General features: G+C 64.7%; 18 protein-coding genes. 5 read left to right on the top strand and 13 right to left on the bottom strand.

Annotation, left to right across the window (positions count from 1 at the left end; all coding sequences use genetic code 11):
* The first annotated feature begins 122 nt into the window (after positions 1-122).
* The 4 genes from V6F88_RS14455 (at position 123) to V6F88_RS14470 (ending at position 3,435) form a co-directional block, all read left to right on the top strand.
* Entirely contained in the window at positions 123-521 is a 399-nt protein-coding gene (locus tag V6F88_RS14455; protein ID WP_332610340.1) for a cupin domain-containing protein, read from the top strand.
* 89 nt (positions 522-610) lie between these two features.
* Positions 611-1,822, top strand: coding sequence for an ABC transporter substrate-binding protein (locus V6F88_RS14460; RefSeq protein WP_332610342.1), 1,212 nt, complete (start codon positions 611-613; stop codon positions 1,820-1,822).
* Positions 1,822-2,583: an SDR family NAD(P)-dependent oxidoreductase gene (locus tag V6F88_RS14465; protein WP_332610343.1), complete on the top strand. Its 762-nt coding sequence runs from the start codon at positions 1,822-1,824 to the stop codon at positions 2,581-2,583. Before V6F88_RS14460 ends, V6F88_RS14465 begins: the two co-directional genes overlap by 1 nt.
* Before the next feature lie 15 nt (positions 2,584-2,598).
* The gene (locus V6F88_RS14470; RefSeq protein WP_332610344.1) at positions 2,599-3,435 is read left to right on the top strand and encodes an IclR family transcriptional regulator; all 837 of its coding nucleotides are present in this window, start codon (positions 2,599-2,601) and stop codon (positions 3,433-3,435) included.
* Here the strand turns inward: V6F88_RS14470 and ppa are convergent, their stop codons facing one another.
* From ppa to metE, 12 genes are all read right to left on the bottom strand, one after another.
* Positions 3,436-3,966: an inorganic diphosphatase gene (gene ppa / locus V6F88_RS14475; protein WP_046802833.1), complete on the bottom strand. Its 531-nt coding sequence runs from the start codon at positions 3,964-3,966 to the stop codon at positions 3,436-3,438. It lies immediately after the preceding gene.
* A 32-nt stretch (positions 3,967-3,998) separates the two neighbouring features.
* Positions 3,999-5,618, bottom strand: a complete 1,620-nt coding sequence (locus V6F88_RS14480; protein WP_332610346.1) for a heme biosynthesis HemY N-terminal domain-containing protein — start codon at positions 5,616-5,618, stop codon at positions 3,999-4,001.
* A gap of 5 nt (positions 5,619-5,623) precedes the next feature.
* A complete protein-coding gene (locus tag V6F88_RS14485; protein WP_332610347.1) occupies positions 5,624-6,817 on the bottom strand; it encodes a uroporphyrinogen-III C-methyltransferase in 1,194 nt (397 codons plus the stop codon).
* Between the two features lie 37 nt (positions 6,818-6,854).
* Complete coding sequence (locus tag V6F88_RS14490) at positions 6,855-7,655, bottom strand: uroporphyrinogen-III synthase (RefSeq protein WP_332610348.1); 801 nt, start codon at positions 7,653-7,655, stop codon at positions 6,855-6,857.
* Positions 7,655-8,602 carry a hydroxymethylbilane synthase gene (gene hemC, locus V6F88_RS14495; RefSeq protein WP_332610349.1) on the bottom strand — a complete coding sequence of 316 codons (948 nt, stop codon included), beginning with the start codon at positions 8,600-8,602 and terminating at the stop codon, positions 7,655-7,657. The genes V6F88_RS14490 and hemC overlap by 1 nt, the downstream gene beginning before the upstream one ends.
* 118 nt (positions 8,603-8,720) lie before the next feature.
* Positions 8,721-9,440 carry a TerC family protein gene (locus V6F88_RS14500; RefSeq protein WP_039883011.1) on the bottom strand — a complete coding sequence of 240 codons (720 nt, stop codon included), beginning with the start codon at positions 9,438-9,440 and terminating at the stop codon, positions 8,721-8,723.
* A gap of 110 nt (positions 9,441-9,550) precedes the next feature.
* Positions 9,551-10,249 carry a TerC family protein gene (locus tag V6F88_RS14505; RefSeq protein ID WP_332610351.1) on the bottom strand — a complete coding sequence of 233 codons (699 nt, stop codon included), beginning with the start codon at positions 10,247-10,249 and terminating at the stop codon, positions 9,551-9,553.
* A 286-nt stretch (positions 10,250-10,535) separates the two neighbouring features.
* The gene (gene sucD / locus V6F88_RS14510) at positions 10,536-11,417 is read right to left on the bottom strand and encodes a succinate--CoA ligase subunit alpha (protein ID WP_006218345.1); all 882 of its coding nucleotides are present in this window, start codon (positions 11,415-11,417) and stop codon (positions 10,536-10,538) included.
* 103 nt (positions 11,418-11,520) lie between these two features.
* Complete coding sequence (gene sucC / locus V6F88_RS14515; protein WP_332610353.1) at positions 11,521-12,681, bottom strand: ADP-forming succinate--CoA ligase subunit beta; 1,161 nt, start codon at positions 12,679-12,681, stop codon at positions 11,521-11,523.
* A gap of 10 nt (positions 12,682-12,691) precedes the next feature.
* A complete protein-coding gene (locus V6F88_RS14520) occupies positions 12,692-13,294 on the bottom strand; it encodes a DUF2889 domain-containing protein (protein WP_332610355.1) in 603 nt (200 codons plus the stop codon).
* Between the two features lie 168 nt (positions 13,295-13,462).
* Positions 13,463-17,491 carry a Pls/PosA family non-ribosomal peptide synthetase gene (locus tag V6F88_RS14525; RefSeq protein WP_332610357.1) on the bottom strand — a complete coding sequence of 1,343 codons (4,029 nt, stop codon included), beginning with the start codon at positions 17,489-17,491 and terminating at the stop codon, positions 13,463-13,465.
* A gap of 234 nt (positions 17,492-17,725) precedes the next feature.
* Positions 17,726-20,023, bottom strand: a complete 2,298-nt coding sequence (metE, locus tag V6F88_RS14530) for a 5-methyltetrahydropteroyltriglutamate--homocysteine S-methyltransferase (RefSeq protein WP_332610359.1) — start codon at positions 20,021-20,023, stop codon at positions 17,726-17,728.
* Positions 20,024-20,164: 141 nt separating this feature from the next.
* Between metE and V6F88_RS14535 the strand changes: the two genes are divergently transcribed.
* On the top strand, positions 20,165-21,085 hold the full coding sequence (locus tag V6F88_RS14535) for a LysR family transcriptional regulator (protein WP_332610361.1): 921 nt from the start codon (positions 20,165-20,167) through the stop codon (positions 21,083-21,085).
* A 72-nt stretch (positions 21,086-21,157) separates the two neighbouring features.
* Here V6F88_RS14535 and recX read toward each other — a convergent pair whose 3' ends face one another.
* A complete protein-coding gene (gene recX / locus V6F88_RS14540; protein WP_332610362.1) occupies positions 21,158-21,880 on the bottom strand; it encodes a recombination regulator RecX in 723 nt (240 codons plus the stop codon).
* Positions 21,881-21,910: the final 30 nt, after the last annotated feature.

Genomic DNA, 21,910 nt, shown 5'->3' on the forward strand with positions numbered 1-21,910 from the left:
ACCCCTGCCTTTTCGCGCAAGACATGGTTGACATGAATCTCAATATACGCGACTATTTTTGACCACTCAATAACAAGATTCTTGCTTTATCTTCGATAACGAGTTCTGGCTAGGAGACAATCATGGCCCTCGAAACCCCCGGCTGCCCCGCCGCGAATGCGCTGCCGCCCTTGGCGTCGCGCTTTTTGAAAGTGGCCGAACTGCCCTGGAAACCCACGCAAGTGGAAGGCATCGACATGAAGGTGCTGATGCAGGACAAGGAAACCGGCTTGCTGACCGCCCTGTTCCGCTGGCAGCCCGGCACCGAACTGCCGCTACACGAACACGTGGAAGTCGAACAGACCTATGTGCTGGAAGGCTCCATCGTGGATGCCGAAGGCGAGGTCCGCGCGGGCGACTACGTGTGGCGGCCGCGCGGCAACCAGCACATCGCGCGCGCGCCCACCGGCGCGCTCGTCCTCAGCTTTTTCTTGAAGCCCAATTTGTTCATCGACGCCTACGCCGGCCAGACGCTGGAGTAAGCCCCCCGGCCTTGCCAACCCGCACGACCCCGCATGACCGCCCGGCACAGGGCGGCGCGCAAAAGAACAAGCCCCCAAGGAGACACCCCATGAAGACCCGTATCAAGAACAGCCTTGCCGCCTGCGTGCTGGGCGCCCTGTCCGTGCCCGCCATGGCGCAGGTATCCGATGACGTCGTGAAGATCGGCGTGTTGGGCGATCAGTCCGGCATGATGGCGGACCTGTCCGGCAAGTTCGGCGTCGAAGCCGTGAAGATGGCCGTCGAGGATTTCGGTGGCAACGTGCTGGGCAAGCCCATCGAAGTGATCTCGGCCGACCACCAGAACAAGGTGGACATCGGGGTGTCGGTGGCGCGGCGCTGGTACGAGAACGACAAGGTGGACCTGATCCTGGACGTGCCCAATTCGGCCATCGCGCTGGCCGTGCAGGACCTGACCCGCCAGATGAAGCGCGTCGTCATCTTCACCAGCGCGGGCTCGGCCGACCTGACGGGCAAGGCGTGTTCGCCCAACGGCATGCACTGGACCTACGACACCTACGCTTATGCCACCGGCGTGGCCAACGGCGTGATTGAGGACGGCGGCAAAAGCTGGTTCTTCATCACCTCCGACTACGCGTTCGGCCATTCACTGGAACGCGACGCCATGGCCGTCGTCAAAGCCAAGGGCGGCCAGGTCGTGGGCAGCGTGCGCCACCCCATCGCCAGCTCGGACTTCTCGTCGTTCCTGTTGCAGGCGCAAGCGTCCAAGGCGCAGGTCATCGGTCTGGCCAACGGCAGCGGCGATACCATCAACAGCATCAAGCAAGCCTTTGAATTCGGCATCATGGGCAGCAAGCAACGGGTGGCCGCGCTGTTCATGAGCATCGTGGATGTGCGCAGCGTGGGGCTGGAATACGCGCAAGGGCTGAACCTGGTGGAGCCCTTCTATTGGGACCAGGATGACAAGGCGCGCCAATGGTCCGAACGCTATTTCAAGCGCACGGGGCGCATGCCGTCGATGGTGCAGGCCAGTAACTACAGCGCCACCATGCATTACCTGAATGCCATCAAGGCCGCCGGCACGGACGCATCCGAACCCGTGTTGAAGAAAATGCACGACACGCCCATCAACGACTTCATGACGGAAAACGGCCGCGTCCGCGAGGACGGCCGCGTCATGCGTGACCTGTATCTGTTTCAGGTCAAGAAGCCGTCGGAATCCAAGCGCGACTGGGACTACTACAACCTGGTGCGCAAGATTCCGGCGGAGCAGGCGTTCCGTCCGCTCAAGGACGGCGGCTGCTCACTGGTGAAGTCGTGATGAACGGCGCGCTGTCGCTGCTGGCCGGCAAGCGCGCCGTGATCACGGGGGGCGCCAACCCCCGTGGCATCGGCGCGGCCGTTGTCGAGCTCTTCCTGGCGCAGGGCGCCAGCGTTGCGGTGCTGGACCACGCCTATCCCAAAGATGGCCCGGGCGCGGTGGAGGACGGCCGCGTCAACCTGCATTGCGACGTGTCGCGCGGCGCCTCGTGCAAGGCCGCGATGGCGCGCGCCGTGAAGGCGCTGGGCGGCATCGACGTGCTGGTCAACAACGCCGGCATCGTGGCCGCCACGCGCATCTGGGACTTGCCCGAGGACGAATTCCGCCGCATGGTCGACGTCAACCTGACCGGCACCTACAACGTCACGCACGCCGCCCTGCCCGCACTGCTGGAAAGCACGCGGCAAGCGGCAATCGTCAACCTGGGCTCCACCGCCGCCCTGCGCGGCGGCGGCCTGCTGGGCGGCTCGCATTACGCGGCGTCCAAGGGCGGCGTCATCAGTTTCACCAAAGCGCTGGCGCGCGAACTGGGCCCACGCGGCGTGCGCGCCAATTGCGTGGCGCCCGGCATTATCGAAACGGACATGACGCTGGGAAAATTCGGCGAAAATTGGGAACAAGAACTCAAACAGGGCATTCCGCTGCAACGTTTCGGCTCGCCCGCCGAGGTTGCCCAAGCCATTCTGTTCCTGGCCTCGGACCTGTCCTCTTATTCAACCGGCATCGTGGTCGACGTCAACGGCGGCTTCCACATTCACTAGGCACGTCTCCACGCAATGAGCACTCCCGATCGCATGCTGTCCATCCTTGACCTTTTTCGCGACGACACCACCGCCGCGTTCCAGGAGGACGTCATGGCGCATCTGGATTGCTCGCGCGCCACCGCGTATCGCTACCTGAAATCGCTGACGGAAAGCGGGCTGCTTGCCCCTACGGCGGGCGGCGCGTACGTGCTGGGCTCACGCATCATCGAACTGGATCGCCATCTGCGCCAGCACGACCCGCTGATGCGCGCGGCGCGCGACGTCATGCGTGCCACGGGCGACGAGCTGCACGCCAACCTGATGCTGTGCAGCTACTACGGCGACAAGGTCATGTGCGTGGATCGCTACTGGACCGACAACTCGATCGAATCCAGCTATGCGCGCGGCCGGCCCTTCCCGATGTTCAGGGGCGCGACGGCCAAGCCCATCCTGGCGAACCTGCCGCCCTATCAATTGCGCAACCTGATGCTGTGGCACGCGGCTGAAATCCGCGAGGCGGGCCTGGGCGAAGACTGGGACGAATTTCGCGCCAACCTGAAACGGCTGCGCACGGCGGGGGTGTGCGTGTCGCATGGCGAGGTCGACCCCGGCTTGATGGGGATCGGCGCGGCGATTTTCAGCCCCGACCAAAAGGTAGTGGGCAGCCTGGTCTTCATTGCCGCCCAGGCGAACACGTCGGCAGCGCGCCTAGATGTATTGCAAGCGCGCATCCAGGTGGCGGCGGCCGCGGTGTCGCAGAACCTGCAAGCCCCGCAAAGCAACGGCGCGGCGGCGATCGGCATCATGCCGTCGCGGCCGCGCCGCATCAGGGCCCCCGCCGGTGCAACACCGGCGCGGACCAAAGCCTGATCAGGCCTTGTTGTAGCGTTCGACGCTGTTCACGATTTCTTCGTGAGCGGCGTCCACGCCCTTCCAACCCTTGACCTTGACCCACTTGCCCTTTTCGAGATCTTTGTAGTGCTCGAAAAAGTGCTGGATACGAGCGACGTCTTCGGTCGGCAGGTCTTCGTACGACTTGATGTTGCGGTACGGGGGGTACAGCTTTTCGATCGGCACGGCCAACAGCTTGGCGTCGCCGCCCGACTCGTCGTCCATTTCCAGCACGCCAATGGCGCGGCAGCGCACGACGGCGCCGATCTGGATGGGGAACGGGGTCAGGACCAGCACGTCGGCGGGGTCGCCGTCGTCCGACAGGGTTTGGGGAATGTAGCCGTAGTTGCACGGGTAGTGCATGGCGGTCAGCATGAAGCGGTCAACGAAAATCGCGCCCGTGTCCTTGTCGACCTCGTACTTCACCGGGTCGGCGTTCATGGGGATTTCGATGATGACGTTGAAGTCTTCCGGCAGCTTCTTGCCAGGGGAGACGCGATCAAGACTCATGATTCAACCTTGTTGTTTGTCTGAAGAAATGTTCAAAGCGAGCCGTCGTCCTTGAACGGCGGCTTGGTCGTCGGCACCGGAGCCGACGCCGGGGCGGGCGCGGGCTTCGCGGGGGCGGCGGGCGCCGGCGAATACGTGGGCACGGGTTCATCGAAAGCCGCCGCCGGAATCGGGGCGCTGTCGAAGTACTCGTCGATATCCGACGTGCCGCCCGCCAGCGGCGCGTCTTCGGGCGCCAGCGCGCGGTCGCGCTGGTCGCGGCTGACCCGGGCGTCCGGGTCCAGCACGTAGTCAGAGGCCGAGGCGGCTACGGCGGGAGGCAACGACGGGTAGTCGCCGCCCACATCGGCATCGCCGTCCGAGTCCGACAAGCCCACCGCATAGCCGCCTTCGGCGTCCACGCGGTACGGGTCCGATCCGGTGTCCGCCGCGGGCAAGGCCGCGTCGGCCGCCAGCACCGGCAGCGCCATGCTGGCCGCCGTGGCCAGGCGCCAGTGGCGCACGGCATCGGCGGGTCGGTCCAGGCGGTCATAAAGGCTGCCCAGCAACGCATGCGTTTGCGCATCGCCGCGGCGGCTGAGGCTGCGCAGCAGGTAGCGTTCGGCCTGCCCCCACAACTGGCCGTTCAGGCACAGCATGCCCAACGCGGTCAGCAGATCGGGGTCGGTCGGGCGTTGCTGCAACCAGGTCTCGGCCTTGGCCAGACGGCGCGACACCTGCTCGGCGTCGCAGCGGGCGTAGGCGGCCACCAGTGCCGGGTTGAACTTCACGGCGATGGCGGCTTCCAGCACGCGCGCCGCTTCGTTGGGCTCGCCGGCCGCCTCGAAGGCGGCGGCGCCGGCCAGCGCGATATCCGGCAGCAGGCGCTCTTCGGCTTTCAGGTCTTTCCAGATGGCGCGCCACGCATCGCTGTGCGCGGCGGCGCGCAGGCGCGCGGCGCCGGACGTATCGATCAACACGTCGGCCTCGCCACGGGCCAGGGCATTACGACGCACCAGCCCGCGTGCAAGCGTGAAAACCTGTTCCTGGTGATGCAATGCGGTGTGTGCGCGCAGCAGCAGGCGCATCGTGTGCAGATGGCGTGCGCCGCCGTCCGCCAACGGCGCCAGCACGGCCAGCGCGCGCTCGGGGCGGCCCTGGTCCAGCAGCATGTCGGCCGACACGGTTGCCGTGGCTTCCGTCAGTCCGGGGTCGGTGCCGGCCTGTTCTTGCGCGGTGGCAAGCAGGCGGTCGCGCCGGTCGAATTCGCCCAAGCCATGCGCGGCGCGCGCCGCGGACAAGGCGGCCAGCACGCGGCGCGTTTGCACCTTGGTTTGCTCTAGCAGCTTGGTCAGGTCTTTTTCGGCAACCGCGTAACGGCCTTCAAGCAGGCCGATCCAGCCGCGTTCCAGCAATTCGTGGTCACGCGCCTGTGCGCGCTTGCCGCGCCACACGCGAACGCGATCCGGAATGGCAAGCAGCCACGCCAGCAGGCGCAAACCCACATAAAGCACGATGAAGGCGGCCACGATCAGCAGCACGGCCAACGTCAGCGACATTCCAATGCGCCACGGCCAGACCAGCAACAGCACGTTGCCGGAATGCGAGCGCAGCACCACCGCCAGGGCGACGGCGATGACGGCGAGCAGCAGTGTCCAGAACCAGGTACGCATAAGGCTCAATCCTGCCCGCTGGTCTTGAAGCCCGCGGCGCGCAAGGCGGCCACGGCGTTCAGGCTGTCGGCCACGTCCGGCATGCGCACGGCGATGTCCGTCTGGGCCAGTTCACGCGCCAGCGTTTGCGCGGCGACCGTATCGGGTGAACGGGAGTCGAAGTACTTGGACAAGGTGACGCCGACGTTGTCGAGTTCGCTCTTCCAGACAGCGGGTTGACGCATCAACATGGCCAGCTGCACGGTCAGCAGACGCTGGCGCAGCGTGCCACGCACCTGGTCGGCTTGCTCGGGCGACAGCAGCAACGCGGCCGGTTCGTCAACGCGCTGGATGGTGATCAGGCCGCCAAGTTCGTGCGCCAGGGCCGAACCCGCGCGGCCGGGCCACGACACGACTTCGGCGCGCCAGCGCTGCCACCAGGGCGCGTCGGCGGGCAAGCCGGCTTGCGGATCGATCGTGGGTGCGGGCGCGGCGGCGGGCTGGGTTTCGCCAGCGGCGGCCATGCCCGGCGCGGCGGAATCGGGCACCAGCAGCGGCGCCTTGTTGACCAGCGCCACCAGGCGTTCGATGCGCGCGGATTGGGCGGGAATGTCCACGGTGGAGACGGCGCGCAGGCGATCCAGGTCGCCGTTGATGGCTTGTTGAAGGCTTGAAAAACGCGGGCGGTCGGCGCGTGCCAGGCGGGCCTGCGCGGTTTCCAGTGCAACGATGGCGTTGGACACGTTGCCGGCCAGGCGCAATTGCTGGTTGCCGATGGTCAACAGGCGTTCGACGTCGTTGGCCAGCAGTTCGTCACTGGCGCTGTCGTTGAAGTTCTGCCACGCCTGTTGCAGCGCGTTGTACTGGCTTTGGGTTTCGCGGACGGTGTCTTCAAGCTCGCCCACGCGGCCGGCTTGCGCCTGCGCCAGCGCCAGGGCCTCGCGCGTGTCCTTGCGCGCCTGCGCCACGTCGGCGGTCAGCGTGTCGATGCGCGTGGCAACCTCGCGGCCGGCGGACACGAACTGGGTGCGCTGCTTCCACAACGCGTAACCCAGGCCCACGGCAAGCAGGATGACGATTATCAGGGCGGTGACCAAGGGGCCATTGCCGCGCTTGGCCGGACGGGCCTTGACGGGATCGGCCGGGGCCGATGCGGGCGCGCTTGCGCCCGGGGCGGCCGTGTGAACGACCGGATCGGTAGCGGGAGTCTTGTCTGTCATGACGCGATTGTATTCGGTGTCAGTCCGATGCAACGAATCAAGCAGCAACAAAAGCCTGGAATATCGACTCGTCGTTGGGCAAGCAGATTTTTACCATTGCCGGCCCATCGGCGCCATGACAGGCCGGGGGTACGCGCCGCGCCAGCGTTGGATGCGTCAACACAAAGTGGCATTGTTGCCACCACGGCGTCAGGCCGGCAGCGTCCAGATTGGCGCGTACGGCATCGGCGCCTTCGCCGCTGGTGATAAGCCAGATGGCCGTTACGCCCGCCTGGGCCCAGCCACGCAATGGCGCCAGCGCCGAGGCGTCCCACACGGCGGGCCGCCGCAGGTAGGCCGCATGGCGCGTCACGGCCACCCCGTGCGCCTGCAATTGGTCACCCAACCAGTCCCTGCCCTGCGTGCCGCGCACGAGCAGCACGCGCGGCGGCAAGGCTGGCAGGCCGCGCAGCACGGCCCACAAAGCTTCGGAATCGTGGCTGGCTGCATCGTCGCCAGGGTGCAGAACTGTTGTATTCGCGCCAAACGTTGGGGACTCGCGCAGCGCTTGGGCGCTGGCCGGACCGACCGTGGCGGCAATCACCCCGGCGGGCCACGCATGCAGACCGTGCGCGGCAGCAAGTTGGCGCAAGTACTGCTTGGCCGCGTTGCCGCTGACGAACACGACCATGTCGAAGTCGGCCGGGCGCGGCAATTGCGCGGCGGGGACATCAAGCGGATGGATTTCCAGCGCGGGCAGAATACAGGCGGACCAGCCGGCGTCGGTCAGACGGCCGGCCAGCGCCTCGTTGCGCCCTTCGGGCCGCGTCAGGACGGCGACTCGGGCGGGGCTGGACATCAGTCCGGCCGAGGGTCGGCTTGCAGCAGTTCCTGAAGGATGGCAGCGGCGCCGGCATCCAGCAGCTCTTGTGCGGCGGCTTCACCCAAGGCTTCGGCATCGGCCACCGGGCCGCTGCGGGCCGTGTGGACCATGCGCACGCCATCCGGCGAGGCCACCAGGGCGCGCAATGACAAGGTGTCGCCAGAGATCTGGGCAAACGCCGCCAGCGGCACCTGACAGGAACCGCCCAGCCTGCGAGACACCGCCCGTTCGGCTTGCACGCATGACGTCGTGGCCGCGCTGATCAGCGGCGAGAGCCACGCGCGCATGTCGTCGCGGTCGTTGCGGATTTCGATGCCCAAGGCGCCCTGCCCGGCGGCCGGCAGACTGTCGGCCGGGTCCAGCAGGCTGCGGATGCGCGCCTGAAGGCCCAGGCGTTCCAACCCCGCGGCGGCCAGCACAATGGCGTCGTACTCGCCCTTGTCCAGCTTGCCCAGACGGGTGTCCAGGTTGCCGCGTAGCGGTTTGACGACCAGTTCAGGAAAGCGCGCACGAATCTGCGATTCGCGCCGCAGGCTTGACGTACCCACGACCGCGCCCGCCGGCAGATCTGCCAGACAGGCAAAGCGATTCGATACGAAGGCATCGCGCGGGTCCGCGCGATCAAGAATGGCGCACAGCTCGAACGGGGCTTGCAGATCCACCGGCACGTCTTTCAAAGAGTGCACGGCAAGATCGGCGCGCCCGTCGAGCAACGCGTTTTCAAGTTCCTTGACGAAAAGACCCTTGCCACCGACCTTGGACAGGGTACGGTCAAGGATCTGGTCGCCTCGGGTTGTCAGGGTAAGAAGCTCAACCGCGCACGCCGGGTACAGCGTGCGCAGCCGGTCGCGCACATGCTCGGCTTGCCACAGGGCAAGCCGGCTGGCGCGGGTCGCGATGACCAGGCGTTGCGGAAGAGACACGTGCGGTCATCAAACGAAATTGGAGACGATGACCGTCGCGACTACCCCGAGGATGGCCAGCACGAAAAGGCCCTGAAGGAGGCTCAGGCCCGATTCGGATTGCTGGGGATCGACGGATCTACGCAGACTCATGTGCTGATTCCTTGGAAGCGGTTTTGCGGCTTGCCAGCCACCGTCCAAGGACAACAACGAGCAAGGCGCCGATAATTTCTGCAGCGATTTTAACCGTAGTCGGCTGCACACCGAATTGACGTTCGACAACCACATCGGTAATCAGCATGCCACCGGCGATCCAGCCCAGGAGCGCGGCGCCAAACGTAACCACCAACGGATACTTGTCGATCAGCTTCAGGACCAGGGTGCTGCCCCAGATGATGATCGGCACGCTGACGATCAGGCCGAAGGCAACCAGGCCGATCTGATGGTCGGCGTGGGCGTTCTGGGCCGCGCCGGCAATGGCGATCACGTTGTCCAGGCTCATTACGAAGTCAGCAATGATGATGGTCTTGATGGCGGCGGCGATGGACGTTCCGCCCTTCACGTTGCCGTGCGCATCGTCTTCGGGGATCAAGAGCTTGACGCCGATCCAGACCAGCAGCAGACCGCCAACGACCTTCAGGAAAGGAATCGACAGAAGCGTCAATGCGAAAGCAATCAGCACGACACGCAGGATGATGGCGCCCGCGGTGCCCCAAAGAATGCCCTGCATGCGCTGCTTGGGCGCAAGGTTGCGGCACGCCAGCGCGATAACCACCGCGTTGTCGCCGCCGAGCAGGATGTCGATGAGGATGATCTGGAATACCGCTGCCCAACTCAGCGTCTGGAAAAACTCAAGCACTATGAACCCCCGAAGGCATTTATGAAAAGAAAGGCCGGTCCCGAGCCGGCCACCCCGCCGCGCACTGCGCGGCGAGATCATTAAAACAACTAATTATTGTAATTCAGCTTTCATTCAGCTTTCTGGCGCATCAGCAAAACTTTACCAATTGCCAGCACCAGAATCGCGCCCAATGCACCGGTCATCAGTTCGAAACTGTGATGCGATACGCCCAGGGCCGCGTCGAGACGCGCCACCGGCTCTTGCAAGGCGGGGTCACCCACCAACAATTCGCCGGCGATGAAGCCCAGCAACGCCGCACCCACCCAGACGATGATCGGGAAGCGCTCGATAACCTTCAAAAGCAACGTGCTGCCGAAGATGACCAAGGGGATGCTGATGGCCAGGCCCAACACCAGCAAGGTCGTGTCGCCCATCGCCGCGGCAGCGACGGCCACCACGTTATCCAGGCTCATGACCAGGTCGGCAATCATGATAGTGCGGATCGCGGTCAGCAAATTGCCTTGCGTCTTGCCCGCGCCGTCGTCTTCGCCTTCCGGCAACAGCAGCGTCACGCCGATGTAGACCAGCAGCAACGCGCCGATCAGCTTCAGGTACGGCAACAACAGCAACTTGGCCGCCACCAGGGTCAGCACGATACGCATGATGATCGCGGCGGCCGAGCCGATCGTGATCGCCTTCTTTTGCTGCGCCGGAGGCAGCGAGCGCGCCGCCAGCGCAATAACCACGGCGTTGTCGCCCGATAGCAGAATATTGACCCAAATGATCTGGAGCAGCGCTATCCAGAATGCCGCTGAACTGAGTTCCATGCCTCTCTTTCCTAGGTGTTGATCCCCCTAGGACGAACCAAATTAATGGATGAAAAAAACCAAAAGCCGTACTGACCGTCTTGGTGCGAGCCCGACGGCATTCTTGCTGGGTACGTGCGAAATTTCTTTCATTATAGTTTCGTTCAGCTTTCCGTATGTTTGGACGAACGCAGTTTGGACACGGGATTACCCTAGGAAAACCACAGAAATTTCGCTGAAGACCCGCGCCGACCGGCCGAAAAAAAGCCCGCCGAAGCGGGCTTTTTTGTACGCAATGCTGAAAGGCTTACAGCACCGACTTGAGCAGCTTGCCCATTTCGGAGGGGTTGCGCGTGGTGCGGATGCCGCAAGCTTCCATGACTTCCAGCTTGGCGTCGGCCGTGTCGGCGCCACCGGAGATCAGGGCGCCAGCGTGGCCCATGCGCTTTCCAGGAGGAGCGGTGACACCAGCGATGAAGCCGACGACCGGCTTCTTCATGTTGTCCTTCGCCCATTCAGCGGCGTTGACTTCGTCGGGGCCGCCGATTTCGCCGATCATGATGACGGCGTCGGTGTCGGGGTCGTCATTGAACATCTTCAGGACGTCGACGTGCTTCAGGCCGTTGATGGGGTCGCCACCGATACCGACGGCGCTGGATTGGCCCAGGCCCAGTTCGGTGACTTGCGCCACGGCTTCGTACGTCAGGGTGCCCGAACGGCTGACGATGCCGATGCGACCCTTGCGGTGGATGTGACCGGGCATGATGCCGATCTTGATTTCGTCCGGCGTGATCAGGCCGGGGCAGTTCGGGCCCAGCAGCAGCGTCTTGCTGCCCTTGGCCTTCATGCGGTTCTTGACTTCCAGCATGTCACGGACCGGGATGCCTTCGGTGATGCAGATCACCAGATCCAGTTCGGCTTCGACGGCTTCCCAGATGGCGGCAGCGGCGCCGGCGGGCGGCACGTAGATGACGGACACGGTTGCGCCGGTGTCGGCCTTGGCTTCCTTGACGGAAGCGAAGATCGGCACGCCTTCAAAGTCTTCACCCGCTTTCTTGGGGTTCACGCCGGCCACGAAGGCGGCTTTGCCATTGGCATACTCACGGCACATACGGGTGTGGAACTGGCCCGTCTTGCCCGTGATGCCCTGGGTGATGACTTTGGTGTCCTTGTTGATCAGAATCGACATTTGTGAATCCTTGGCAATTTCTTTTACCGCCGGGCCGTCCCAAGGTGGAAAGCTCCCCCATGGGGGGCAGCAAGCCACGAAGGGGCGCGGCGAGGGGGCATATTTACTTAACGGCGGCTACGACGCGGGTGGCCGCTTCGGCCATCGTGTCGGCGCTGATGATCGGCAGGCCGGAGTCGGCCAGCATCTTCTTGCCGAGTTCTTCGTTGGTGCCCTTCATGCGCACGACCAGCGGCACGTTCAGGTTGACGGCCTTGCAAGCCGCGATCACGCCTTCGGCGATGACATCGCAGCGCATGATGCCGCCAAAGATGTTGACCAGAATGGCCTTCACGCTCTTGTTCGCGAGCATGATCTTGAAGGCTTCGGTGACCTTCTCGGCCGTTGCGCCGCCGCCGACGTCCAGGAAGTTGGCCGGCTCGCCGCCGAACAGCTTGATGGTGTCCATCGTGGCCATGGCCAGACCGGCGCCGTTCACCAGGCAGCCGATGTTGCCCTCGAGCTGGATGTAGGCCAAGTCGAACTTGCTGGCTTCGATTTCAGCGGGGTCTTCTTCGTCCAGGTCGCGGTAGGCGACGATTTCCGGGTGGCGGAACAGGGCGTTGGGGTCGAAGTTGAACTTGGCGTCCAGGGCGATGATGTTGCCCTTGCTGTCGCGGTTCAGCGGGTTGATTTCAACCAGCGACGCGTCGGTTTCCATGTAGCACTGATACAGCTTCTGGAACACGTCCACGGCTTGGGCGGTGGAGTCGGCGGGCAGGCCGATCGCGTTGGCGATCTTGGTGGCTTGCTCGGCCGACAGGCCGGTCAGCGGGTCGATGTATTCGGTGATGATCTTCTCGGGAGTGGAATGAGCCACTTCCTCGATGTCCATGCCGCCTTCGCTGGAAGCGATGAAGGCAACCTTCTGCGTGGCGCGGTCAGTGACCAGCGACACGTAGTATTCCTTTTGAATGTCGGCGCCGTCTTCGATGTACAGGCGACGGACCTTCTGGCCTTCCGGGCCGGTCTGGTGCGTGATCAGCTGCATGCCCAGGATTTCCGAGGCCAGCTTGCGCACGTCTTCCAGCGAACGCGCCAGCTTGACGCCACCGCCCTTGCCGCGGCCGCCCGCGTGGATTTGCGCCTTGACGACCCAGACCGGTCCACCCAGCTTTTCAGCGGCAGCCACGGCCTCGTCGACGGAAAGAGCGGGGATCCCGCGCGGCACCGGGATGCCAAATTGCTTCAGCAGTTCCTTGCCTTGATACTCGTGGATTTTCATGTGTTACCTGTCAGGACGTATGAGAAAGAGAAGGTGAATCGGAGGACGAATCGGCCGATGCCTCAGCGCTACCCCCCGTGTACCACTTGGGATAGTGCTCAGCCACCACCGGGCCGCCAGTGCTTAGCGCATGACAGCCGTCCAATTGGAATGGACGCCGGTTCGGGTTGGTTTCCTGCCGCCGGCGGTTGGCCATGGTCTGGACCGCCGCGGTGGGAAGCACCTGCGACAGCTCGGTCATGTGCGTACAGCCCTGCACGTGCCCGAACCGCTCCTTGACCTGGCGGCGGAACCCCTTAAGCAGATTCATGCCGATCAAATCAGTGTAAGCCGCCTCGATGGCCATGCAATGACCGCCATAAGGGGCCGCATCATAGACGGCCTGCGCGTCCAGGATCGAGTATTCCTCGTCGATGGTGATGCGCAGGTGCATATGGTGGATGGGCTGCCCGGCCTTGAACATCTTGCCGTCGCTCTTGGGAAAATCGTACGCCTTGACGTCGATCAGCTCGGCTTCCAGATCCCAATTGCCATCCTCGCGCGCATACGACTGCACGCGTATGGAACGCGTGTGCAGCGGTTGGCGAGGGTAATCGGGCGGTGGCAAGGGCATGCTGGGGGCCTGCGGGGCGAAGATGGCCTGCGCATGGTGCGCGGCAACAAAACCTTGAAAGTATAGCGCAGGCGGCCTGGTAGCAAATGGCCGGATTGCGGGGGCGGGCCATGCCGGCGCTCCCGCGTGCCACCCGGCGCACCCTGCCGCCCGCCCTGCCCGGCGTCCTCAGACTGTCCACGGTGTGGCCGGACTGCCCATCCACGCCTGCCCCGCCGGAATCGTCTCGCCCTTAAGCACCAACGTCAGTGGCCCCAGGCGGGCGCCGGCTTCCACGTGGGTGCCGTACAGGATGGTGCTGCGGGGGCCGACATTCACGTCCGGGCCGACATCGACCGGCCCGATCTTCATGACCCGGTCTTCGAACAGATGCGTCTGCGGCCCCGACCCCGCGTGCAGCACCGCATCGTCGCCGATCGACACGCAGTCGTACTCCGTGAGGTCGGTTGTGTCCATGAACACCCGCTTGCCGATGCGCGCCCCCAGGCAGCGCAGCGCCAGCGGCAACCACGGAGTGGCGCGCAGGAAATTGAAGAAGTTCGGCACCGCGATGGATTCATACAGGCTGGTCACCGCTTCGCTTTTCCACACAAACGGCGTCCACATCGGTTCGGCGCACGGCCGGTAGCGCCCCATCAGCGCCCATTTGAGCAACACCACGAAAAGAAAGGTGCCCACGCCGTACAGCACGCCCGCCAGCATCAATTCGTCAAACGCGCCGATAAACCCCTCGGCCGCCGCGATGGGTATGACGCGCATAACGGTCAGGTAGCCCACTGCGATCACCACCGCCAGCGGCAGGATCATGCGCATGCCCTCGACCGCTCCGCGCGCCACCTTGCGGGCGGCGCTGGGCCGGAAGGTCAGATGACCGGGAAAGCCGGCCGTCTGCTCGCGCGCGGGCAGCGCCAGCGGCGGATTGCCCAGCCATGTCTGGCCGCTGGCCATCGCAGCGTTCGCCGGCGCGCGGCTTTGCACCCCGATCAGGACGTCGTCGGGCAACACCGATCCATCCGGCACGTACGCCCCGTTGCCCACGAAGCTGCGGTTGCCGATGACGGTCGGGCGCAAGCGCATCCAGCCCTGGTCGATTTCCTCGTCGCCCAGCATCACGCCGTCGGCGATGAAGCTGTCGCGCCCCAGGGTCAGCATGTCCGGCACGATGCCCATCGCCGTGGAAATCTCGGTACCGCGCCCCACTTTCGCGCCCAGCAGCCGGTACCACGAACCGGCATAGATGGACGCATACAGCCCGTGCAGCACGCTGAGGCTGGCCTCCTGGATTTGATTAGTCAGCCAACGGCGCAGGTAGATCTGGCCATATACCGGCCAGCGCCCCGCCGACAGCCGGGGCAGCAGCGACCAGCGCAGCGCCGCGCACGCCAGCACCGTCAACAGCAAGAGCGACGCGCTGGCCGGCAGCGCCAGCAACAGATAGCACAGGAACGCGGTGGGCCAGGACGCGCGCGAGCCCATCAGGTCGAGCCAGCGCGCGTCGATCCAATCGATCAACACGAAGCTGGGAAAGACCGGCATGAAGAACAACGCGGCGATCAGCGTGCCGCCCGCCGCATAGGCCAGCACATCCAGGCGGCGCCAGCGCCCTGCCCGCACTGGCCGGGGCGGCAGATCAGACGGCTGCGCGCACGGGTCATGCCGCGCCGGCGCGCCCGTCCAGGTTTGCCCGGCCGGCACGCGCGTGCCGCCGGCCAGCGACGACAACCCTTCCAGCCGCGCGCCCTCGCCCATCGCGACATCGCCTTGCAGCACCGAGTACGAACCGACATAGACGTTGTGGGCCAGGGTGATCGGGCCGACTTCCCAGGCGCCACCGCGCACCGCGAAGTTCTCAAGATTGACGGCGGCGCCGATGCTGACGCCATCGCCCACCGTCAGAAGGTCTGGCGCACGCACCGAGACCCGGCTGATGGCGGCGTCGCGGCCGATGCGCGCGCCCAGTGCCCGCAGATACCAGACCTGAAGCGGCGAGCCCGCCAGCAGATGCGCGGGCGGAATATCCAGGATGCGGTCGACCAGCCACCAGCGATAAAAGCGCCAGCCATACAGCGGATAACGGCCCGGTTTCTGGCGGCCGACGATCGCCCATTTACACACTACGGCCACGGCAAAGCTCAGCAGGTTGCACGCCAGGTAGCTGGCGATGGACCAGGCCACGGCGCGCCAGACTGAATCGCCATCGTCACCGGTCAGGTAGTGGTACGTAAAAAACGGCGTCAGCCAGATCAGCATGCGCACGCCGATCAACAACGGCAGCGCGGCCAATTGCGCCAGGCCACACGTCCAACGGCGCCATTCCGGCGCGCGGGCGGGCGAGACGTCTTGCGCGGCGTGCACGGCGGCGGTTGCCGTAACAGTGGACGCAGAGGCCGCGGTTGCGGTTGCGGTTGCCGATGCCGTTGCCGTTGCCGTTGCCATCAACGCATCCAGGCGCGCCGCGAACGCGCCCACGCCGGCATGCTGGTAAAGCTCGTGCATGCTCAGCGCCGACAAATTCGGATGTTTGCGCAGCGACGAAACCAGCCGCGCGGCCAGCAGCGAATGGCCGCCCAGATTACGGAAGAAGTCGCTGGCCAGGTGCAGCGGCTGTCCCGGAAACAAAGGACGCAGCGCATCGAACAACGCGCGCTCGCCCGCCGTGACGGGCTCGTCGTCTTCCGTGGACGGTTGCTGTGCGGTGTCCAGCTGGCGCGCCCGCAGCGTCTTGCGGTCAATCTTGCCCGAGGTCAGGCGCGGCACCTCGGCCACGAATTCAAAGCGGGCCGGAATCATGTACACCGGCAGCGCTTGCGCCAAGGCGGTGCGCAAGGCGTGCGGACCCAGGCGCGCGTCGCTTTCCGGCATCACGAACGCCACCAACTGCTCAATACCAGCCAAGTCGCGCAACACCACAGCGGCCGCGCCGACCCCGGGTTGGCGATACAGCGCCGCCTCGATCTCGCCAAGCTCGACGCGAAAGCCGCGCACCTTGACTTGATCGTCGCTGCGCCCCAGGCAATGGATCTGCCCGTGTTCGTCGATGCGCGCCAGGTCGCCACTGCGATACATGCGCGTGTCGTGGCTGCCGCCGGGTCGCGGGTTGTTCACGAATTTTTCTGCTGTGAGTTCCGGCCGACCCAGATAGCCCTCGGCCACGCCGGGGCCGGTGATGCACAGCTCTCCAACCTGGCCGGCCGGCAGCACCGCCCCGTCGTTACCGCGCACCAGCATGCCGTAATTGGGCAGCGGCACACCGATCGTCACCGCTTGCCCCGGCAGCAACTCGGCCACGCTGGCGGACACGGTGGTCTCGGTCGGCCCATAGGTATTGAACAAGCGACGGCCGGGCGTGGCCCATCGCGGCACCAGAAAGTCGGGGCACACTTCGCCGCCCAGGTTCACGATGCGCAAGCCGGGCACGTCATGCGCGAACAAAGCCAATAGCGTGGGCACCGCATGCAGCACCGTGACGCCTTCGCGCACCAGGGCATCGGGCAGCCCTTCGGGGTCGGTCGTCAGCATCTTGGGCGCAACCCACAGGCTGGCGCCCACCAGGTAGCTGATCCAGATTTCCTCGAACGACATGTCGAACGCCACCGAGAAGCCCTGGTAGACCTTGTCGTCCTGACGTACGCCCAACACTTCGTTTTCGCTGCGCAGGAAATGGCAAATGCTGGCTTGCGAGATCGGCACGCCCTTGGGTTTGCCGGTTGAACCGGACGTGTAGATTACATAGGCCGGGTGTTCGGGCCGCAGCCCTACGCGGCGGTTCAGCGCGCCCAGGGCGGGAACCGCCAGCGCCCACGGCGTCCAGGTGACCATGCCATCCAGACGCACATCCGCGCCGGCGATCAGGCCGTTGGCCCCAGCATCCTGCAAACACACCAGCATGCGGTCCGGTGGCGTATCGGCTTCAAATGGCAGCCAGGCCGCGCCGGCCAACGCGATGGCCGCCTGCATCACCAGCAGGTCGGCACCACGTGGCAAGCACAGGCCGACGATATGCCCGGGTCGCACGCCCGCCCGAATCAGGTGGTGCGCGGCCAGCGATGCGCGTTGGCCCAGCGTGTCGTAGCTCAGTGTTTGATCCAGCCAGTGGATGGCGATGGCGGCGGGATGCCGCAGGATCGTGGCTTCCAGAATATCGGGCAGCGTTTCCGCAAGAAGCAGATCCGGCCGATAAGGGCCTTGGAGAATCATAGGAACGGCGACAATCCGGCAGCAAAAAAGAGGATGCCAACTAATGGGGTGGCAACTAACGCAGCAGCCATGGCACGGGCACAGCCGACGCATGGTGGCTTAATGGACCATCACCGCCAAAATTCGTTCACGCCAGCGCATTAAAAAAACCCCTTGTGCAATGCCGGCGGGCATCACGCAAGGGGTAGATGGCGCCGCCGCGTTTCAAGCGGGCGGACACGTGACGGTTTGGCGTCAGGCCGACTGGCGCAGCGCGCGCGCCGCCTGCACCATGCCGATTAGCGCGGCTTCGGTTTCAGGCCATGCACGCGTCTTCAGGCCGCAGTCAGGATTCACCCACAGGCGTTCCTTGGGCAAGCGCGCCGCCGCCTTTTCCATCAAGCCGACCATCCAGTCGACTTCCGGCACGTTGGGCGAATGTATGTCGTACACGCCCGGGCCGATGTCGTTCGGATAATCGAAATCTTCAAAGGCCTTCAGCAATTCCATGTTCGAACGCGACGTTTCGATTGTGATCACGTCGGCGTCCATGGCCGCGATGGATTCGATGATGTCGTTGAATTCGGAATAGCACATGTGGGTGTGGATCTGCGTTGTATCGCGCACGCCCGCCGTCGACAAACGGAAGCAGTCCACGGCCCAATCCAGATAGGCCTTCCAGTCAGCGCGACGCAGCGGCAGGCCTTCCCGTATGGCCGGTTCGTCAATCTGGATGACGCTGATCCCCGCGGCTTCCAGGTCCACCACTTCATCGCGCAGGGCCAGCGCCAGTTGGCGGCAGGTCTGCTCGCGCGGTTGGTCGTCGCGTACGAATGACCATTGCAAGATGGTGACCGGCCCGGTCAGCATGCCCTTGACCGGCTTGTCCGTCAGCGATTGCGCGTAAGACGACCAGCCCACCGTCATCGGCGCGGGACGGGCCACGTCGCCAAAAATGATCGGCGGCTTGACGCAACGCGACCCGTAGCTTTGCACCCAGCCGTTCTTGGTGAACGCAAAGCCGGCCAGCAATTCGCCAAAATACTCCACCATGTCGTTGCGCTCGGGTTCGCCGTGCACCAAGACGTCCAGGCCGACCTTTTCCTGAAAGCGGATGACCTCTTCGATTTCCTTGCGGATGGCGGTTTCGTAGCCGGAATCCGTCAGCGCGCCGGCCTTCCAATCGCGGCGCAACGCGCGGATTTCGGCGGTTTGCGGGAACGAGCCGATCGTGGTGGTCGGGTAAGCGGGCAGGCCCAGCTGTTCTTGCTGGCGCGCGATGCGGCCGGCGAACGGTGCTCGGTCACGCGACACGGCGCTGGCGCCGGCCATGCGCTGACCCACGACGGGGTTGTGAATGCGCGGCGACGAACGGCGGGCAGCCAGCGCGGCACGTTGCTTGATCAGGCCATCCTGCACGGAGGCGTCGGTGGCGTTGCTCAACGCGCGGCCCAGCAGCTTCAGTTCTTCCAGCTTTTGCGCCGCGAACGACAGCCAGCTCTTGAGCTCGGCGTCCAGGTCCGTTTCATTGGCCAGGTCCACCGGCACATGCAGCAGCGAGCACGACGGCGCCAACCACAGGCGGTCGCCCAGCAGTTGCTTGATGGGCGCCAGCGTGGCGATGGCCGCATCCAGATCCGTGCGCCAGATGTTGCGGCCGCTGACGACGCCGGCGGATAGCACCTGGTCGGCACGCAAACCAGCGACGACGTCATGCAGTTGTTCGCGTGCGCGAACCAGGTCCACGTGCAAGCCGGCCACGGGCAGCGCTTGCGCGGTGGCCAGGTTGTCTTTCAAGCCGTCGAAGTAGGTGGCGATCAACAGCTTGACCGGGCTGGCCGCCAACGTCGCATACACCGATTCAAAGGCATCGCGCCAGGCTTGCGGCAGGTCCAGCGCAAGAATGGGTTCGTCGATCTGCACCCATTGCACGCCTTGCTTGGCAAAGCGAGCCAGCACTTGCTGATACACCGGCAACAACGCAGCCAGCAGTTGCAGCTTGCCTTCGTCAGCGGCGCCACCGGCGAACGCGTCGCCCTTGCCCTGGTACAGCCAGGTCAACGGGCCGGGGATCACGGGCTTGACTTCGTGGCCCAGCGCCTGCGCTTCCTGGACTTGTTCGAACAGCGATTCGCGGGCGATGCGGAAGGTCTGGCCGGGCACGAGCTCAGGCACGATGTAGTGATAGTTGGTGTCGAACCACTTGGTCATTTCGCAAGCGGCGGCGGGCTTGCCCGACGGCGCGCGGCCACGGCCCATGCGGAACAGCGTGTCCAGCGACACGGCCTCGTTGTCCTTCTGACCGAAGCGGGCAGGCACGGCGCCCAGCAGCGTGGTCCATTCCAGGATCTGGTCGTACCAGGCAAAGTCGCCCACCGGCACAAACTTCAAACCAGCGGCGGCTTGCAGCTTCCAGTGCCTGGCACGCAGTTCGCGGCCGGTCTCTTCCAGCGCTTGCGCGGTTTGCTTGCCGGCCCAATAGGCCTCGACAGCCCGCTTCAGTTCGCGCTGCGCGCCGATTCGGGGGAACCCGAGATTATGAATAGTAGTCATGACAACCGCCATTAGACAAAATTTGTTCAAGTGACAGGCATTGTGCGGGTAAATCTACATGAATCAAAATCAATGTCCACATTCATAAGATGAACAAATCTCATACAATCCTCGTTATTCCACAATACGTCCGTCGTCCTCATGCTAGAAATCCGCCACCTTGAAACGCTTACCGCCATTCGCGAGGGCGGCAGTTTGCAAGAAGCCGCCGAACGGCTGCATCTGACCCAGTCCGCCCTATCGCATCAATTGCGCGACCTGGAAACCCGGCTGGGCACGCCGCTGCTGAACCGCCGTACCCGACCCGCGCGCCTGACCACGGCCGGCTTGCGCGTGCTGGCGCTGGCGGATGAAGTGCTGCCTCGCATCCGCGCAACCGAGCGCGACTTGCAAAGGCTGGCGGCCGGCCGCACCGGCAGACTGCATCTGGCGATTGACTGCCATTCCTGCTTTCAGTGGTTGATGCCGGCGCTGGACGCGTTCCGGGTGCAGTGGCCCGACGTGGCGCTGGACCTGTCGGCGGCGTTTTCGTTTGCCCCCCTGCCCGCCCTGGTGCGCGGCGACCTGGACTTGGTGATCACGTCGGACCCGCAGCCGCTGGATGCCGTGGAATACCTGCCCTTGTTCAGGTACGAACTGGTGCTGGCGGTATCGGAAGCAAACCCGCTGGCCGGCAGCAAATTCATCATGCCCGACCAGTTGGCGGACCAGACGCTGATAACGTATCCGGTGGACAAACAACGCCTGGACGTCTTCACCGCGTTCCTGGACCCTGCCGATGTGGAGCCCGCCGCGATCCGCAAGGCCGAGCTGACCCCGATCATTGCGCAACTGGTCGCCAGCAACCGTGGCGTGGCGGCCTTGCCGAACTGGGCGCTGACGGAATACATGAATCAGGGGTGGTTGCGGCTGTGTCGGCTGGGGCCGCAAGGCGTTTGGCGCACGTTGTATGCAGCCGTGCGCAGCGAAGATACGGACGCGTCCTACATTGACGAATTCCTGACCATTACGCGCGACGTGTGCTTCAAGACACTGTCGGGTATCAAGTCGGCCAAGACGTAAAAACGCCGCCCAAGGGGCGGCGTCCATGGACGGCAGCGCCCGGCCGCCTTCGCGGGGCCGCGCCGGATGCAGTCAATCGTCCTCGCCCTCGCCCGCGCCCAAAATTCGGCGGATGACGTCGTGCGCGAAGCCGCGGCTGGCCAGAAAGCGCGCCTGCTTCGCGTAGGCCGCGCGGTCTTGCGGCTTGGTATCGAAGCGCTTTTTCCAGACCTCCAGCGCGCGATCGTATTCGGTGGCGCGCAGTTGTTCGCGCAGTTCCGCGACCTGGATATCGTCCACGCCGTGCTGGCGCAATTCCTGCACGATGCGCGCCGCGCCTTGACGCGACGCACGTCGGTGCACCAGGCTTTGCGCGAAACGTTCGGTCGATAACCAGCCTTCTTTTTCCAACGCATCCAGCACGCTTTGGACTTCGTCGGCGTCTTCAGCGTAGGCGGCTAACTTGCGCGCCAGCTCCTCGCGCGCATGCTCGCGGCGCGACAGATATCCCACCGCGCGCATTTTCAGCGACGGGCCCTTGCGAGCCGGCTTGCCTTCATCCGAGGCCTTGTCGCCCGTTGGCGGCGTGTCCGAGAGGTCCGGGGTACGGGAAGTCCGAGACGTGCGGGACTTCAGCGCGCGCTGCTCTGAGCTGCGTTGCCAGACATCCTTGTCAGCGGCCGGCTCGGCCGCTTCTTGTTCGCGCCGCGCGTCCGAACTGCGCCGCAAGCCTTGCGGCTTGGCGACGGTTTCAAACTCGTCATCCAACTTGGCGCGTAGACGGTCGGCTGACGCAGGGGTCGATTTCCAGCTCATGCGCTTCCTGCCATGGTCAAGGACGAGTGC

This window comes from Achromobacter sp. ESBL13 (assembly GCF_036668755.1).
Lineage (GTDB): Bacteria > Pseudomonadota > Gammaproteobacteria > Burkholderiales > Burkholderiaceae_B > Achromobacter.

Bases quoted from the DNA above. Each gene is read 5' to 3' on its own strand.
- V6F88_RS14455 (WP_332610340.1), top strand. From the start codon at position 123: ATGGCCCTCGAAACCCCCGGCTGCCCCGCCGCGAATGCGCTGCCGCCC.
- V6F88_RS14460 (WP_332610342.1), top strand. From the start codon at position 611: ATGAAGACCCGTATCAAGAACAGCCTTGCCGCCTGCGTGCTGGGCGCC.
- V6F88_RS14465 (WP_332610343.1), top strand. From the start codon at position 1,822: ATGAACGGCGCGCTGTCGCTGCTGGCCGGCAAGCGCGCCGTGATCACG.
- V6F88_RS14470 (WP_332610344.1), top strand. From the start codon at position 2,599: ATGAGCACTCCCGATCGCATGCTGTCCATCCTTGACCTTTTTCGCGAC.
- ppa (WP_046802833.1), bottom strand. From the start codon at position 3,966: ATGAGTCTTGATCGCGTCTCCCCTGGCAAGAAGCTGCCGGAAGACTTC.
- V6F88_RS14480 (WP_332610346.1), bottom strand. From the start codon at position 5,618: ATGCGTACCTGGTTCTGGACACTGCTGCTCGCCGTCATCGCCGTCGCC.
- V6F88_RS14485 (WP_332610347.1), bottom strand. From the start codon at position 6,817: ATGACAGACAAGACTCCCGCTACCGATCCGGTCGTTCACACGGCCGCC.
- V6F88_RS14490 (WP_332610348.1), bottom strand. From the start codon at position 7,655: ATGTCCAGCCCCGCCCGAGTCGCCGTCCTGACGCGGCCCGAAGGGCGC.
- V6F88_RS14505 (WP_332610351.1), bottom strand. From the start codon at position 10,249: ATGGAACTCAGTTCAGCGGCATTCTGGATAGCGCTGCTCCAGATCATT.
- sucD (WP_006218345.1), bottom strand. From the start codon at position 11,417: ATGTCGATTCTGATCAACAAGGACACCAAAGTCATCACCCAGGGCATC.
- sucC (WP_332610353.1), bottom strand. From the start codon at position 12,681: ATGAAAATCCACGAGTATCAAGGCAAGGAACTGCTGAAGCAATTTGGC.
- V6F88_RS14520 (WP_332610355.1), bottom strand. From the start codon at position 13,294: ATGCCCTTGCCACCGCCCGATTACCCTCGCCAACCGCTGCACACGCGT.
- V6F88_RS14525 (WP_332610357.1), bottom strand. From the start codon at position 17,491: ATGATTCTCCAAGGCCCTTATCGGCCGGATCTGCTTCTTGCGGAAACG.
- metE (WP_332610359.1), bottom strand. From the start codon at position 20,023: ATGACTACTATTCATAATCTCGGGTTCCCCCGAATCGGCGCGCAGCGC.
- V6F88_RS14535 (WP_332610361.1), top strand. From the start codon at position 20,165: ATGCTAGAAATCCGCCACCTTGAAACGCTTACCGCCATTCGCGAGGGC.
- recX (WP_332610362.1), bottom strand. From the start codon at position 21,880: ATGAGCTGGAAATCGACCCCTGCGTCAGCCGACCGTCTACGCGCCAAG.